Genomic DNA, 17,258 nt, shown 5'->3' on the forward strand with positions numbered 1-17,258 from the left:
CCGCGATCCCACCCCGCCCGGCGGGTGCGCAGGTGACGTCGTTCACCCAGGAACGCATGTGGCTGATCGAGCGGCTGTCCACCGGCCCCGCGATGTACAACGTCCACGAGGTCTTCCGGCTGCACGGCCCGCTGGACGTGGCGGCCCTCGGCCACAGCCTCACCGAGCTGGTGCGGCGCCACGAAGTCCTGCGCACCGCCTTCCCCGAGCGGGACGGGCGCCCCAGCCCCTCGGTCGAGCCGGCCCGGCCGTTCGACCTGCCCGTCACGGACCTCCGGGCCGAGCCCGCGGAACGCCGGACGCGGCTGGCCCGCGATCTCGTCCAGTCCGAGATCCTGCGCCCGTTCGACCTGGCCGCCGCCCCGCTGCTGCGCGCATCGCTGCTGCGGGTCGGCGAGGACGAACACGTCCTGGTGGTGGTCGTCCACCACATCGCCGTCGACGGCTGGTCGATGCCGCTGCTGTGGGACGACCTGTCGGCGATGTACCGGAGCCGGCTGGAAGGCCGCGAGCACGAGCTGCCCCCCTTGCGGATCCAGTACGCGGACTTCGCCCACTGGCAGCGGGCCCGGCTCTCCGGCGAACGCCTGCAACGCCAACTGGACTACTGGAGCGCACAGTTGTCCGGGCTGTCGCCGCTGGACCTGCCCACCGACCGCCCGCGCGGACCGGTCCGCGCGGGCCGGGGCGAGCGGATCACCTTCACGGTGCCCGAGGAACTGGCCGGCCGGTTGCGGCTGCTGGGCCGGCGGCACGGCGCGACGATGTTCATGACGCTGCTCGCCGCGTTCCAGGCCCTGCTCGCCCGCTACAGCGGGCAGTCCGACGTGGCGGTCGGCACACCCGTCGCGGGCCGGACCCGTCCGGAACTCGACCCGCTGGTGGGCTCGTTCATCAACACCGTGGTCGTCCGCACCGACCTCGCGGACGACCCGAGCTTCGCCGAGCTGCTCGACCGGGTCCGCCGGACCGCCGTGGACGCCTACGCACACCAGGACCTGCCGTTCGAGCGGCTGGTGCAGGAGCTGCGGCCGGCCCGCGGTCTCGACCGCAACCCGCTGTTCCAGGTGATGTTCGCCGGCCTGTCCGACCCGGCCGCCGCCCTGCGGCTGGTGGGGACGGAGGTCGAACAGATCGAGGTCGACAACGGCACGGCCAAGGTCGACCTCAGCCTGGTGATAGCCGATCGGTCGGCTATCACCACCGGGACCGTGGCCTTCGACACCGACCTGTTCGACCGCGCGACCGTGGAACGCCTGGTCGGCCACTACCTCCGGCTGCTGGACGCCGCGGCCGGCGACCCCGACCGTCCCGTCTCGCGCCTGGACCTGCTCACCGAGGCCGAGCGCGAAGCGCTGCTGGTGGCCGCCAACGCCACCGACGAACCCTTCCCCGCGGACCTCTGCGTTCACGAACTGGTCGAGGAGCAGGCCCGGCGGACCCCCGACGCGGTGGCGGTCCGCTGCGGCGCCCAGCGACTGACCTACCGGGAACTCGACCGCCGGGCCAACCAGTTGGCGCGGCACCTGCGAGCCCGGGGAGCGCGGCCGGAACGCCTGGTCGGCGTCTGCCTGCCGCGCTCGGCGGACCTGGTCGTGGCCCTGCTGGCCGTCCTCAAGTCTGGCGCCGCCTACCTGCCACTGGACCCGGACCTCCCGGCACAGCGCATGTCGTTCATGCTCGCCGACGCCGAAGTGCCGCTGCTGCTCACCCAGCGCTCCCTGGCCGACCGGCTGCCGCAGCACGGCGCCGCGACGGTGTGGACGGACGACGAGGCCGGGCTCATCGCGGCCCTGCCCGCGGACCGGCTGCCGCCACTCGCGACGCCCGCCAATCTGGCGTACTCGATCTACACCTCCGGTTCGACCGGCCGCCCCAAGGCCGTGCTGGTCCCGCACGAGGGCGTGGTCAACTACCTGGTGGTCCGCGGCCGACAGCTGGACCTCGGCGGGGACGATGTCGTCGCCTCGGTGGCCTCGATCTCCTTCGACGTCATCGTCCCCCAGGTGCTCATGCCCCTGGCCTGGGGCGCGAGCGTGGTGATCGCCCCGTCGGAGGTCGCGGTCGACGGCCCGCGCCTGACGGAGATGATGCGCGAGTTCGGCGTCACCACGCTCATGGCCACACCGGCCACCTGGCTCCTGCTGCTGGACGGCGGCTGGCAGGGCGGCCGGTTCCAGGCGATCTGCGTGGGCGAACCGCTCCAGCCCGCCCTGGCCCGGCGGCTCCTCGACCGGGTCTCCACGCTGTGGAACGGCTACGGTCCCACCGAGGCGTCCGTCGGCTGTGTCACCCGGCGCGTGGACGCCGACCGGGATCTGGCCCGGCCGGGAGGGTCCGTGCCGATCGGCCGGCCGCTGGGCAACCTCCGGATCTACCTGCTGGACCCGGCGGGCGCCCCGGTGCCCGTCGGCGTACCGGGTGAGATCCACATCGGCGGGGTCGGCGTCACCCGCGGGTACGCCAACCGGCCGGGGCTGACCGCCGAGCGCTTCGTGCCCGATCCGTTCGGTGCCGGCGGCGGCCGGCTGTACCGGACCGGCGACCTGGCGCGGTACCTGCCGGACGGCAGCCTCGTCTTCCTCGGCCGCACCGACGAGCAGGTGAAGATCCGGGGGTACCGCATCGAGCTGGGTGAGATCGAGGCCGCGCTGTGCGCGCAGCCCGGTGTCGCCAGGGCCACGGTGACGGTGCGGGGCACCGGGACGGACGCCGAACTGGCCGGCTACCTGGTGTGGCAGGACGGGCCCGGTGACCTGGCGGTCCTGCGGCGCTCCCTGCGCGAGACCCTGCCCGAGTTCATGGTGCCCACGACGCTGACCGCACTCGACCGGATCCCGTTGACCACGAACGGCAAGGTGGACCGCGGGGCCCTGCCCGCGCCCGCCCGCCACGGCCACGACGCGGGTGCACTGCCGCCGCGGGACCTGCTGGAACTCCTGATGACCAGGATCTGGGAGCGCGTGCTGGGCACCCCGCGGGTCGGCGTCCGGGACGACTTCTTCGCGCTGGGCGGGCATTCGCTCAGGGCGGTCGAGCTCGTGGAGGCGATCCGGCGGGAGTGGGGGGTCACCGTGCCGCTGAACACGGTGTTCCGCCATCCCACCGTCGAGGGTCTGTGCGCGGAACTGCCCAACGCCTCGCAGGCCCTGCGCCGGCTCGTGGTTCCGCTGGCCGAAGGAGACCACCGCAGGGCGCCGCTGATCCTGGTGCACCCGCAGAGCGGCGACGTGTGCTCCTTCCTCCACCTGGCCGAGCACCTCGCCGAGAACCTCGCCGAGAACCTTACCGAGCACCTCGCCGAGAACCTGGCCGAGGGCCTCGCCGAACCGCTCGCCGGCGGCCGGCCCGTCTACGGCCTGGAGGCCGTCGGCTACAACACCGACGAGCCGCCACTGGCCACCGTGGAGGAGCAGGCGCAGCGCTACCTGCGGGAGCTGCGGTCCGTCCTGCCAGACGGCCCGTACCTGCTGGCCGGCTGGTCCTTCGGCGGGCTGGTCGCCTTCGAGATGGCCCGCCTGCTGGAGGAGGAGGGGAACCCCCCGGGATTCCTCGGGATCATCGACGTCGGAGCGCCCGCGTTCACCGACGCGTCCACCAGCGGAGCCACCGAGTCCGACCACGGGCCCACCGGCGGGCCCGACGGCCATGACGCGCACGGGACGGCCCGGTTCGCGCTCGCCGCCGGGCTGCCCACCGGAGCCGTCGGAGCCATCGGAGACCTCGACGAGCTCGACGAGCAGGACGCCCTCTCCCTGCTGCTCCACGACGCGCATGCCGGCGAGCGCCTCCCCCTGCGCGTGCGCACCGAGCAACTGCGGCGCATGGTACGGGTCTTCACTACCAACGGCGACGCCGCCCGACGCTACCGCTCAACCGCACGGCTGCGGACACCGATCCACCTGTTCACGAGCGCCGAGGAGCACCCCGTGCTCGCCGCCCCGGTCGTGGTCCCCGCCCGGTGGCGCGACCGCACCCTGGGGGCGTTGAGCGTGGTCGAGGTGCCCGGCAACCACCACGACATGCTGTCGCCGCCCCACGCCGCACCCTTCGCCGACGCGCTGTCGGCCATCCTGGAGGAGCTCGGATGAGCGACGGACACGAGCTGCCGTTGTCGTCGGCGCAGTCCGGCATCTGGTTCGCCCACCACCTGCGCCCCGGCAGTCCCGCCTACAACACCGGCGAGTACGTGGACATCCCCGGGCCGATCGACCCGGAGCTGTTCGAGACGGCCGTGCGGCGCGTGGTGGACGAGACCGAGTCCCTGCGCGTTCGCCTCACCGACGGTGCCGAGGGCCCCCGGCAGGTCGTCACCCCGGCGCCCGACTGGTCGATGGACCACGTCGACCTCACCTCGGCACCGGATCCGCTGGGGGCGGCCGAGCGCTGGATGCGCGCCGACCTGTCCACACCGCTCGGGCTCACCCGGGACCGGCTGTTCCGCCAGGCCCTGTTCGCCATCGCGCCGGACCGCTTCCTCTGGTACCAGCGCGTCCACCACATCGTGGTCGACGGCTTCAGCATGTCGCTCATCGCGCGCCGCGTCGCCAAGACCTACACCAGGCTGGCCGAGGGCAGGGGAGGGGCAGGACCGGCGTTCGGGCCGCTGAGCCTCCTGCTGGCGCACGACGCCGCCTACCACGCGTCGGAACAGCCCGAACAGGACCGGGAGTTCTGGGCGGACCGGTTGGCCGGCCGGCCGGATCCCGTCAGCCTGGCCAGCCGCTCGGCGGCCGCCTCGGACGGCTTCCTGCGCCGTACCAGCGCCCTCGACGCGCCCACCGTGGCCGCGCTGCGGCGGGCCGCGCGACCCGCCGGGGCGAGCTGGCCCAGCGCCTTCACCGCAACGGTCGCCGCGTACCTCCACCGCCTCAGCGGCGAACGGGACATCGTGCTCAGCATGCCGGTGACCGGACGCACCGGCTCCTCCGGGCCGGCCGTCCCCGGCATGGTGGCGAACGTGGTGCCGCTGCGGCTGCGCGTGCACCCGGAACAGGGCCTGTCCGCACTCGCGCGACAGGTGGCCGAGGAGGTCGCCGCCCTGCGTGGCCATCAGCGCCACCGCAGCGAGGACCTGCGCAGGGAGCTGGATCCGGCCAGGTCGGAGCGGGTCCTGTTCGGGCCCATCGCCAACATCATGTCCTTCTACTACCACCTGGACTTCGCGGGCGTCCGGGCCACCGTGCACAACCTGTCCAACGGGCCGGTCGAGGACCTCTCGTTCTCCGTCTACGACCGCTCCGACGGCACCGAGCCCCGGCTCGACGTCGACGCGAACCCCGCGCTCTACTCCGAGGCCGAACTCACCGCCCACCAGCAGCGTTTCCTCCGGTTCCTGGACGCGGTGGCCGCCGACCCGGACCGGCCGATCGGCCGGCCCGACCTCCTCACCCCCGAGGAACGGCAGCGGATGATCGTGGCCGTCAACCGCACCACGCAGCCGCTGCCGCACCCGACGGTGCCGCTGGCCTTCGCGGCCGAGGTCGGGCGCACACCCGACGCGACCGCCGTGGTGTGCGGCGAAACCACCCTGTCCTACGCGGAGTTGAACGACCGGGCCAACCGGCTGGCCCACCGGCTCATCGCCCTGGGCGTCCGCTGCGACAGCACGGTGGCCGTGCTCATGGAACGCTCCGTCGACGTGGTGGTGTCGGTCCTGGCGGTCAGCAAGGCCGGCGGCGCCTACGTGCCGTTGGACACCCGGGCCCCGACGGCCCGCCTGCGCCGGGTCCTGGACGACACCGGTGCGGCGGTGCTGCTCACCCACCGGGCCACCCGGGACGACGCGCCGTCCCACGGCACACCGGTCGTGGTCGTCGACGCCGACCCCGGCCTCGCCGACGAGCCGGCCACCGACCCCGTCGTGCCGCTGCGCCCGGACCACCTGGCGTGCGTCCTGTACACCTCCGGGTCCACGGGCACGCCGAAGGGCGTGGCCCTGACCCACCGCAACGTCATCAGCCTGACCGCGCAACGCTATTGGCGCGAAGAGGGCGGCCCGCGAGTCCTCGCACACTCCCCGCACGCCTTCGACGCCTCGACCTACGAGTGGTGGGTGCCGCTGCTCAACGGGGGCCGGGTCGTCGTGGCCCCGCCCGGCGAGCTGGCGCTCTCGGACCTCCACCGGCTCATCGTCGATCACCGGGTCGGTGCGCTGTGGCTGACGGCCGGGCTGTTCCGGGTGTTCGCCGAGGAGTCGCCCGGCACGCTGGCCGGGGTCGGCCAGGTGTGGACCGGCGGTGACATCGTGCCGGCCGATGCCGTCCGGCGCGTCCTGGCACGGTGTCCGGACTCCGTGGTGGTCGCCGGGTACGGCCCGACCGAGGCCACCACGTTCACCACGCGCAGGGTGCTGCGCCCCGGGCAGCCCGTGCCCGACGTCGTCCCGCTCGGCCGACCGGTGGACAACAGGCGGGTGTACGTCCTGGACGAGGCGCTGTCGCCGGTGCCGCCGGGAGTGGCCGGCGTGCTGTACGTCGCCGGTGCGGGCGTGGCGCGCGGGTACCTGAACGACCCCAGCCGCACGGCCGGCCAGTTCCTGCCGTGCCCGTTCGGCGAACCGGGCGAGCGGATGTACCGCACGGGCGACGTGGTCCGCTGGAACGCCGAGGGGGAACTCGAGTTCCTCGGCCGCGCGGACGAGCAGGTCAAGCTCCACGGCTTCCGCATCGAGCTGGGCGAGATCGAGGCGGTGCTGGCCGGGCACCCCGACGTCGCCCAGGCGACCGTGGTCGCCGGTACGGGCACCTCGCCCGGCCGGCGTCTGATCGGCTACGTCGTCCCGGCCGGGGACTCGGGGCTCGACCCGGCGGCGGTGCGGGAGCACGCCAGCGCGGCGCTGCCGGACTACATGGTGCCCTCGGCGATCGTCACGCTCGACGCCTTCCCCCTGACGCCCAGGGGCAAGATCGACCGGGCCGCGCTGCCCGTCCCGGACCTCGCACCGGCACCGTCCGGGCCCGGGCCGCGAACCCCGGCGGAGCAGACGATGTGCGCGCTGTTCGCCGAGGTGCTCGGCCGGCCCGCGGTGGGCGTCGACGACGGCTTCTTCGCGCTGGGCGGCAACTCCCTGCTCGCGACCCGGCTGGTCAACCGGGTGCGGGTGAGGTTCGGCCGTGAACTCACCCTCGGCGCCCTGTTCCAGGCACCCACGCCGGCGCGCCTGGTCGAGGCGCTCAAGGACGCCCCGGACGCCGCGGCCGCACCGGCCCTCTCACCACGTACACGACTCTGACCGCGATCAAGCGGTCAGCGATCACAGGAAGCACCTCGGCATGGTCCACACCCTCTCCCATCCCGACGAAACGCCGGCACCACCGGCAATACCCGCGACACCGGAGACCCCGATGGCCCCGGAAACCCTGACGGCCCCGGCGCTGGGAGTGTCCCAGGTCCGCCGGTACTACCAGCTCGTCGACGCCGGGGACGTGCCCGCGCTGGTCGCCCTGTTCACCCCGGACGCCCGCTACCACCGCCCCGGCTACCAACCAATGGTCGGGCACGCCGAACTGGAACGCTTCTACCGCGACCAGCGGGTGATCCGCGCCGGCGTGCACACCCTGGCCACCGTGGTCACGACCGACGACGAGGTGGCCGTGCACGGCCTGTTCCGCGGCGTGCTGCACGACGGCGGTGAGGTCGAGCTGCGGTTCGCGGACTTCTTCCGGATGACGCCGCAGGGCCGCATCGCCGCGCGCGACACCTTCTTCCACGTGCCGGCGGTCTGAGGCGGTGGACGCACCCGGTGACACCGCGCACCACGTGCTGCGCGTCGGCCACCGCGACGGTTACCGCGTCGGCGACGGCCACGGCGACGGGCACAGCCACGGCGACGGCCCACGCGGTCGCGCGTTCAACCCCGACGGGGACACTTCAGTACAGGAAAGCGGGAAGCAGTTGACCAAGACGGTCCTCACCTCCGACATCCCGGCGTTCGTCGGCAGCGGACGGCCACCGTTCGACGCACGGGCCATCCACGAGCTGGTCGCCGAACAGGCGGAGCGGGCCCCGCACGCGCCCGCCGTCACCTGCGACGGACGGACCCTGACCTACCGGCAGCTCAACGACCGCGCCAACCGGCTCGCCGGGCGGCTGCGAGCGGCCGGACTGGCGCAGGAGGACGTCGTGGGCGTGCTGGTGCCGCGATCGCCGGAGCTGATCGTGGCCCTGCTCGCCGTCCTCATCGCGGGCGGGGCGTACCTCGGACTCGAACCGGACGACCCGGCCGGCCGCCACGCGCTGCTACTCAAGGACGCCGGCGCGGGCATGGTGATCGTCGGAGAGGCCTTGGGGGAGCAGCTGCCCGACACCGTCGTCACGGTGACGGTCACGGTGACGGAAGGCGGCCCGGCGCAGGAGCCGGCCACCGGGCCGGCGGCTGCGGCCCGCCCCGGAGACCCGGACCGGCTCGCCTACGTCAGCTACACCTCGGGCTCCACCGGCGAGCCCAAGGGCGTCGGCGTGCCCCACCGGGCGATCGACCGGCTCGTCCGGGGCGCGGACTGGGTGGACGTCCGCGCCGAGGACGTCTTCTTCCACCTCGCGCCGGTCGCGTTCGACGCGTCCACGTTCGAGATCTGGGCCCCCCTCGTCAACGGCTGCCGGCTGGTCCTCTTCCCCCCGGTCGCCCTCACGCTGGAGCACGTGGCGCGCGTCGTCCGTGCCGAGCGTGTGACGGTCCTGCTGCTGACCACCGGGCTCTTCCACCAGATGGTGAGCTCCCACCTGGAGGCGTTCGCCGACGTGCGGCACGTCCTCACCGGGGGCGACGTGGCCTCGCCGGGCCACGTCCAGCACCTGCTGGCCCGCTACCCGGAGCTGCTCTTCACCAACGGCTACGGGCCGACCGAGAACACCACGTACACGACCTGCTGGACCAGCAGCACCCTCCCGGAGCTGCGCAGCGTGCCGATCGGCCGCCCGATCAGCGGCACCAGGGTCGCCGTGCTCGACGACGACCTCAGGCCGGTGCCCGTCGGCGAGTGCGGCGAACTGTACGTGGCCGGGGCGGGCCTGGCCCGCGGCTACCTGGGCCGCCCGGCCGCAACCGCCGAACGGTTCCTGCCCGACCCGTTCGGGACCGAGCCGGGGGCCCGGATGTACCGGACCGGCGACCTCGTGCGATGGCTGCCGGACGGCACGCTGGAGTTCGTCGGTCGCGCGGACGACCAGGTCAAGGTCCAGGGCTACCGCGCCGAACCGCGCGCCGTCGAGGTCGAGCTGGAACGGCTCGCCGAGGTGCGGCACGCGGTCGTGCTGCCGCAGGCCGATCCGGCGGGCGGCACCCGGCTGCTGGCCTACGTCGTGCCCGCGCAGCCCGATCCGGCGGGCAACGCCGACCTCGGTCGGCGGCTGCGCCACGAACTGCGGGACAGGCTGCCGGGCTACCTGATCCCCTGGGCGATCCTCGTCCGCCCCGAACTGCCGGTGAACCGCAACGGCAAGATCGACCGCCGCGCCCTGCCCACCGCCACCCGGGTACCGCGCAACGTGGCCAACGAGTACGTCCCACCCGTCACCGAGGTGCAGACGCGGCTGACCGAGTTGTGGGGCGACATCCTCGGCATCGAACCGGTCGGCGTCGACGACGACTTCTTCGACCTCGGCGGGCACTCCCTGCTGGCCACCGACCTCCTGGTCGCCACCCAGCGCGAGTTCGACGTGGACCTCCCCGCGCAGATCCTGTACCTGTCGCCGACCGTCGCCGAGCTGGCGACGGCCCTCACCGCCCGGATGCGGACGGCGGACCCGGACGGCCTTGCGGAGAGCCCGGACAACCCGGTGGCGAGCCCGGACGGCCTGACGGCGGTCCCGGCCGACGGTGCACGGCAGGAGCAGGCCCGATGACGGCGGTTCCCCCGACCCCGCGATGCCCGGTCCTCGCCCCGCAGCCGGTCGACCTGATCGACCCCGACCTCTACCACTCGGGCGGGGCGCACGAGGTGTGGCGACGGCTGCGCCGCCACGCCCCGGTGAGCTGGCAGCCGGTCGGCGACATCGGCTACTGGTCGGTCGTCGGCTACGCCGAGGCCAACCGGGTGCTCCGCGACCACGACACGTTCACCTCCGAACAGGGCACCCTGCTCAACCTCCTCGGCCAGGGCGACCCCGCCGGCGGCCGACAGATGGCCGTCACCGACCCGCCCCGGCACGCGCACCTGCGCGGCCCGCTGCAGCAGGCGCTGTCGATCAAGACGGTGGAGAACGACCGGGAGGCCATCCGCCGGGTCATCGTCGAGCTGCTCCGGCCGTTGGCCGACGGCGGCCCGTTCGACTTCGCCGCCGCCATGGCGACCCTGCCGATGGCGGTGATCGGCACCATGATGGCGCTGCCGGAACAGGACTGGCCGCGACTGGTCCGGCTCGCCCACGCCTGCATCGCCGCGGACGACCCCGAGTTCCAGCTCGCCGCCGGACCGCAGGCCACCCTCGTGACCGCCCACCGCGAACTGTTCGCCTACTTCCAGGACGTCGTCACCGCGCGTCGCCGCGCACCGGGTGACGACCTGATCAGCGTGCTGCTCACGATGGAACTGGACGGACGCCGGCTGTCGCCGGGCGAGATCGTGTCCAACTGCTACAGCCTGCTGCTCGGTGCGACCGTCACCACCGCCCAGCCACCGATCGCGGCGATGGTCGAACTGGCCGGGACGCCGGTCCTGGACGACTGGGCGGCACACCCGGAGCTGCTCGGCAGCGGCGTGGAGGAGGCACTGCGATGGGCCTCGCCCACCCAGCACTTCATGCGCCACGCCACCCGCGACGTCGAGGTCCGGGGCGTGCCGATCCCCGCGGGGGACGCGGTCGTCGTGTGGCTGGGGTCGGCCAACCGCGACGAGACCGTGTTCGCCGACCCGGACACCTTCGACATCCGGCGGCGACCCAACAAGCACATCGCGTTCGGCGTCGGCGCGCACTACTGCATCGGACACACCGTCGCCCGGGTGGCCCTGCGGATCCTGTTCGCCGAACTGCTCGGCCGGTTCACCGGTTTCGAACTCGCCGGGACGCCGCGACGCATGCGCTCGAACATCATCGCGGGCTTCACCCACCTGCCGATCACCGCGCAGACCCGCTAGGCCCTGGCGTCAGCACCACCGCAGCCGCACCCGAAAAGAAACCGGAAGGTCACCAGTGAACGCTCCGCCGGCCCGTACCCGCAACAAGTGGTTCCTGCGCGAGCCGTCGCCGGTGGCACCGGCCCGGCTGTTCTGCCTGCCCTACTCCGGGTGCGGAGCGAGCATGTACCGCCAGTGGCCGTCATCGGCCAACGGCGTCGAGGTCTGCCCCGTGCAACTGCCCGGCCGGGAGAACCGGATGCGCGAGCCCGCCCACACCACCTACGAGGCGCTGGCCGACGACCTCTGCGAGGCGCTGCGCCCCTACCTGGACCGTCCCTACGCGCTGTTCGGGCACTGCGGCTCCGCGTTGGCGGCGTACGAGACCGCCGTACGGCTGGTCGAAAGGGGCTGCCCCGCCCCGACCCGGGTGTTCGTCTCCGCCGAGGTCGCACCGCAGGACGGCCCCTACGGCCGCTTCCTCGGCATGAACGACGACGAGCTGGCCGGCGAACTGCGCCAGCTCGTCGCGGAACTGGGCGGCACCCTGGAACCGAGCCTGCTCGCGCTCTACCTCGGCGTCCTGCGGAAGGACGTCGACATGAACAAGCGCTACCACGTGGCCGAGCCGGTCCGGCTGCCGTCCCCGATCACCGCCATCGGCTGGACGGAGGACACGGGCATCGAGCCGTCGCTGATGACCGGCTGGTCGGCCTGCGGCGAAACGACCTTCGAACTCCTGGAGGGAGGCCACTACCGCTTCATCGAGGCGCCGACGGACCTGCTGGCGCTCCTGGTCGCGGACCTGACGCCCACCCGGCCCGGCACCCTCTGACACCTGTACCCTCTGACACCTGCACCCCCTGACACCTGCACCCGGACGAGCCGGCAGCCCCGGCGTCGATGCGCAGCGGGCCCCGGCAGAGCGGCGATGCTCTGCCGGGGCCCGCTGCGGTCAACTCCCGTCAGGGTGCGGTTCGGTCACGGCGTGGGGCCGAGCTTCTGCCAGGCGTCGCTCTTGCCGGGCTCGTCCGTCGCCTTGTTCCACCACTTGGCGCGCCAGTAGAAGCCGTTCCACGACGCCGTCGAGGCCCAGGCGCCGTCGGGGTCCCCGGCGATGATCTTCGTACTGGAGGCGGTGGCGCTGTTGGCGGGGGCAGCGAGGTAGGCCGGGGTCTTCCACCAGTCGGTCCCGTCGGCGAACCCGCCCAGCGCGTAGGAGCTGCCGTGCTTGGGGCCACCGACGACCTGCCGGTCCAGCGCCGGCTTGCCCGCGGTGGCCTGGTCCGTGCTGAGCGGCACCAGCCGCCACCACTGGTCGATCTTCCCGTCGCAGTCCCGCACCGTGAGGGTGCCCCTGGCCGTGGTGGCGCCGAGGCACTGGTCGTGGCCGCTGGTGGCGGACTTGATGTGGTACCAGCCCTGGTCGTCCTCGCTCACCGTCCACAGCTGGTTGGCGTTGCCGGTCTGCTTCATCGACAGGTGGGCGTCGGTCCAACTGCCCGGGTGGTCGAGGACGTTGCCGCTGTTGCGGTCCTCGATGATCCACTTGTCGCCGGTCTGCCAGAACGCGAACGAGGGGTTGGGGTTGTAGGCGTGCGCCTGCCACGGCGCGGCCTGGCACTGGGCCCCGGACACCGTCGGAGGATCGACCGTCGTCACCGCGCTGCGCCGGTCACCGGTGGACCCGTAGTCCTTGCCGCCGATCCGGAAGGTGACGTTCGCCGGGCCGGTGATGGGCAGGTAGTACTTGACGTCGATGTCCTTCGACCTGCCCGCGGGCACGTCCTCGCAGTAGCCGAGCTTGATGGTCACCCGGTGGAAGTCGCCCTTCAGCCCGCCCGCGTTCGGCCCGGTGTGGCCGGGGACGGTGCCGCTCATCTCCTTCCAGGCCCCGTCCTTCAGCACGGGTGTGGTGGAGGTGGGGATGTCGAAGGAGATCTCCGTCCCCTGGGTGAGGGCGACCTTGGAGTTGTTGGTGATCCGCAGCTTCGGCTGGATCGGCCACATGTCCCCGACGTCGGTGGGGAAGTCCACCAACTCGGCCTTGACGTCGATCACCTGGGAGGGCAGCGGCTTGCCGCCGCCGGTGGTGTTGCCGTACGCCCCCACGCCCTTGAGCGCGTTGTCGAGGCGGGTGGTCAGGTCGTAGCCCATGCCCCACTCGCCGTTGGAGCGCTTGGTGTAGTCGCCGGCGAGCTCCCAGATCATGGCGCCGCCGACGCCCTTGTCCGCGATGTACTTCACCTTGGCGTCGATCGACTTCTCGTTCTCCGTGGAGAGGAACACCTTCCTGCTGTCGTTCCACAGCCACGACGACTGGAGCGGGTCGGAGTACTTCTCGGCGTAGCTGCCGGTCAGCTTGCCCGCGTCGGTGGCCGGGTCGACTCCGTAGGACTTCAGGTAGCCGGGGGTGCGGCCGTCCTGGAGGTTCTTGGTGTGCCACAGCGGGTTCGACCCCGCGCCGACCTCGCGGCCGTCCTCGGTGTCGTGCCACACGTTGTCGATGCCGGTCGCGCCGAGACCGCAGTCCTGGCCCTTGGCCGGGCCCCGGCCGCCGACGCCCAGCGGGCACTTGGACTGGTCCGGCATGGCGGAGGTGCCCCACAGCCCGTCCGTGCCGCCCTGCACGTTCTGCCAGCCGCGGGAGTAGTAGGGGATGCCGAGGTTGATGCGGCCGGGCGGGAGGGCGCCGCGGTAGTAGTGGTAGGCCCAGTCGACGTTGAAGTAGCCGTTCTTCTGGTACTCCTTGGTGTCGGCGGCCTGGTCGTTGTAGATCCCGGCGTCGGCCAGCTCGTTGTCCCTGCCGTCGTCGTAGAGCGGGGCCTGCGGGCCGACGTACTTGTTCCAGGAGCCGTGCAGGTCGTAGCTCATGACGTTGACGAAGTCCTGGTACTGGAGCGCCTGGCCGGCGTCCAGCCCGCGCACCAGGTAGCCGGAGGCGGACCCGGCCGAGGTCAGCAGGTAGTAGCGGCCCTTGGCCGTGCCGGACTGGTCCAGCTTGGTCCGCAGGGTCTTCATCAGCGCGGTGTAGCCCTGCTGGAGGCCCTTGCGGCGCGGGTTGGAGACGTCCCAGTCCAGCGGGTTGCCCGTGCTGGGCAGGGCGGTGGGGTACTCGTAGTCGATGTCGACGCCGTTGAACCCGTACCGGTCGAGGAAGTCCGTCACGGAGTCGGCGAACGCGTCGATGCCCGCCTGGTTCACCGAGCCGTCGGCGTTGGTGGCCATCGCGTAGAAGTTGCGCGTGTCCGCCCAGCCGCCGACGGAGATCAGCGTCTTCACGGCCGGGTGCTTCTTCTTGTAGGTGTTCAGCAGGTTGAAGTGCCCCTTGTACGGGAGGGACGGATCCATGGCGTTCCGGTCGCCGTCCCAGGTCATGCCGGTGGCCGGGTTCTTCGGGTCGTTCACGTCGCCGATGCTGATGCGGTTCCCGTCCACCTTGGCGAAGGCGTAGTTGACGTGCGTCACCTTCGACCAGGGGATGTTGGACGCCAGGTACGCGGGGTCTCCCGTGGCCCCGGCGCGCCATCCGGTGAAGTACCCGACCGTACGACGGGTGCGGTTGTTGCCGACCCACTCCCGGCCGGCGTTGTCGTAGACGTCGCAGTAGCGGGCGTTCACCCCCTGGGTGGCGGCCATCCCCTCGGGCCGGCAGTCGCCCGAGGAGGCGGGTTTCGTCCCCCGGTCGTCGGGCGAGTCGTCGAACGGGGAGCCGGCGTCGCCGTTCACGGGCGTGGGCTGGTCCGTGCCCGACGGGTCGTTGAGCACCCACTTCTGGGCGTCGCTGCCGTTGCAGCCGTACAGCTGCAACTGCCGCCCGTCGCCGGACACCGAGCCGGGTACGTCCAGGCACAGGCCCGCGTTGACGTTCTTCAGCTCCCGGGCCGCGGTGCGGGTCCACTTCTGGGCGTCGCTGCCGTTGCAGCCCCACAGCTGGACCTTGGTGCCGTAATCCTTCCCGGAGTGGTCCGCGTCCAGGCACAGGCCCAAGGCCTGGACCGTGCTGTCACCGGGCACCGACCACGTCTGGGCGTCGCCGCCCTTGCAGTCCTGGAGCCGGACCGGGGCCCCGTTGTCCCGGGAACCGTCCGTGACGTCCAGGCACTTGCCCGCCAGGCCCTTGATCGGGCCCGGGGGAAGCCCCTTGGGCGGGCGGTGCATGTGGTCCGGGATGCGGGTGGCACCGTTTCCCGCGGAGAAGATCGTGTTCCTGAAGCCGTACCAGTCGCTGTCGATCATGCCGGCCGCGATGTAGTCGTCGTCCACCGTGCCGGGATGGACCTCCATGGTGACGAAGGCGCCGTTCTTGATGAACACGGTCTCCAGGGGCCGTGACTTGGCACCCACCAGGGGCTTGGGCACGGAGAAGGCGGCGTCCAGGTCCCGGAAGAAGCCGGCCGCCTTCAGCGCGGACCAGTTGTCCGCGATGGTCTTCGGACCGTTCACGATCTTGTCCCCGGTGCCGCCGATGTCGACCTGGACGAGGACGTACTGGTCCCCCTTGAAGAAGTAGAGCTGGCTTCCGGTGACGGAGACCGCGGTGTCGACGCCGTTCGCGAAGACGGTGCCCTTCAACGGTTTGAAGGCGTCCCCGATGGCGATCGGCCTGGTCACCGCAGAGCAGCCCTCCAGGTGCCTCACGCCGAACGAATCCGTCGCGAGCCGCAGGCGCAGGTACTGGTCGCCCCGGAACAGCAGCAGGTCCTCCGGGTAGTCCGGAAGCCGCACCGCCGCGTCGACCCCGGCGGCGAAGCCCGTGCCCAGCAGCGCAGGACAGGCCTGGGCAATGCTGCTCGGCTTGCCGTCAGGCGCCCACGCCCAGTCCCGGCCCCCGATGTCACCCGACATGTACTGGAAGTTCGGCCCGTTGAACAGGATCACCCGGGCGTCCCAGTCGTCGACCGACACGGCGGCGTCGATGGGTTTGGGCCGGGTGCACACGTTCGGTCCGGCGGCGGCCGCGGTGGACGCCAGCTGGAACGACGCCTGGCAGGCGTCCGGGGCCTCCCTGACGACATGCACGGTCGCGAGGATCGACAGGACCTTCCCCATGGTGATGGGGACGCCCATCAGCGTCGCGTCGATCTCGCCCGCGTTGTAGATGTAGTCGAGAAATTGTTGAGGGTTGCCATGCTGGTCCACGGTGCCCATCCAGGCCGTGACGAGCCGGCTCAGGTTGGCCCAGTGATTGGTGAGCCAACCGCCGGTCATGACCTCCCGCAAGGGCTCCACGACGTTGTCGTTGTCCCGCCACACGCGGTCCGCGGCGTTCCACGTCGTGCCGTCCGCAATGGCCCGGTGGATGCCGTCCCGGATGGGCTGGAAGCGGGCCGCTTCGGCCGCGGCCACGGCCAGACGCAGGAGGGGCCCACGCAGGGCATGGCGGTCGTTGACATTAGTGCCTGCCGTCCGCAGCGCATCGGCGGCTCCCTGGAGATCCCAGCGGCTGATCGTCACCGTGGTCTGATCGCCGAGGCCTTGGTTGTCGTTGTACCTGTCGTTGTATCCGAGATCGACCGCGTTGTGGTTGGCCCATGTCGTAAGGCCCGCGTCGCGGAAATAGTAGAACTGCCTTCGCGGCTCCGTGCCTCTGGGGGGCCTCGTGAATCCCACGATGTACATGTCGCTCTGGCGCATCACCAGCGTGACCGGTTGACGATCCGTGGTCGGATCAAGCTCCTCAAGAAAGGTGAGCGGGACTTCGACGAAGCCCGTCATCGTTTCCCGGGCTGCACCGACCTGGTGCTCGGCCGTCTGCTCGGCACCGAGCAGCGGGGTGGTCGCGATGCTCCGCACCTGGTCGATGAACTGCAGGTACCGGCCCGCGTACAGGGTGTCCTCCGTCGACGCGGACGCGGCCGGAGCGCCCAGCGTGGACATCGACGTGAACGCCAGGAACAAGGCCATGCCTATGGCGGCCAGCCGTTCGGGCCACCGCCCGCGTGGCCGCACCAAGGGGAATCTCACTGATCACGCCTCAACTTTCTTCCACATAAAGCCCGTATCACCGGGCGCGGACAAGCTAGGGTCGGCGCGTTGACAGCGGATAGACGACGCGTCAACGACGACCGGGACGACGCCGCCTGCGCCCCCGCCCGCGCCCCTCGGTGACTGTCTGCGCCCGCTGGTGCCTCCGACGCGCCCTTGCGCGCCACCTGACGGTAAGTGTTAATGCGCCGTAAATTTGACTGGCCGTCACAT

At 71.9% G+C, this 17,258-nt stretch carries 7 protein-coding genes; 6 read left to right on the forward strand and 1 reads right to left on the reverse strand.

Annotated features, from left to right (window positions below; translation table 11 throughout):
* The first annotated feature begins 32 nt into the window (after nucleotides 1-32).
* The 6 genes from ACFVHI_RS17285 (at nucleotide 33) to ACFVHI_RS17310 (ending at nucleotide 11,892) form a co-directional block, all read left to right on the forward strand.
* A complete protein-coding gene (locus ACFVHI_RS17285; RefSeq protein ID WP_380340083.1) occupies nucleotides 33-4,091 on the forward strand; it encodes an amino acid adenylation domain-containing protein in 4,059 nt (1,352 codons plus the stop codon).
* Entirely contained in the window at nucleotides 4,088-7,234 is a 3,147-nt protein-coding gene (locus tag ACFVHI_RS17290) for an amino acid adenylation domain-containing protein (protein WP_380340086.1), read from the forward strand. The genes ACFVHI_RS17285 and ACFVHI_RS17290 overlap by 4 nt, the downstream gene beginning before the upstream one ends.
* Before the next feature lie 112 nt (nucleotides 7,235-7,346).
* Entirely contained in the window at nucleotides 7,347-7,727 is a 381-nt protein-coding gene (locus ACFVHI_RS17295; RefSeq protein ID WP_063352271.1) for a nuclear transport factor 2 family protein, read from the forward strand.
* Nucleotides 7,728-7,731: 4 nt separating this feature from the next.
* Nucleotides 7,732-9,846 (forward strand): amino acid adenylation domain-containing protein, encoded by a 2,115-nt coding sequence (locus ACFVHI_RS17300; RefSeq protein ID WP_380340089.1) that lies wholly within the window; start codon nucleotides 7,732-7,734, stop codon nucleotides 9,844-9,846.
* Entirely contained in the window at nucleotides 9,843-11,078 is a 1,236-nt protein-coding gene (locus ACFVHI_RS17305; protein ID WP_380340092.1) for a cytochrome P450, read from the forward strand. Before ACFVHI_RS17300 ends, ACFVHI_RS17305 begins: the two co-directional genes overlap by 4 nt.
* Before the next feature lie 55 nt (nucleotides 11,079-11,133).
* Complete coding sequence (locus ACFVHI_RS17310; RefSeq protein ID WP_380340095.1) at nucleotides 11,134-11,892, forward strand: thioesterase II family protein; 759 nt, start codon at nucleotides 11,134-11,136, stop codon at nucleotides 11,890-11,892.
* 146 nt (nucleotides 11,893-12,038) lie between these two features.
* On the opposite strand, the gene ACFVHI_RS17315 is transcribed toward ACFVHI_RS17310, so the two are convergent.
* Nucleotides 12,039-16,964: a glycosyl hydrolase family 18 protein gene (locus ACFVHI_RS17315; RefSeq protein ID WP_380340098.1), complete on the reverse strand. Its 4,926-nt coding sequence runs from the start codon at nucleotides 16,962-16,964 to the stop codon at nucleotides 12,039-12,041.
* Between the last annotated feature and the right edge of the window lie 294 nt (nucleotides 16,965-17,258).

The sequence above is a fragment of the Kitasatospora sp. NPDC127121 genome, assembly GCF_042677305.1.
In the GTDB taxonomy this organism is placed as follows: domain Bacteria; phylum Actinomycetota; class Actinomycetes; order Streptomycetales; family Streptomycetaceae; genus Kitasatospora.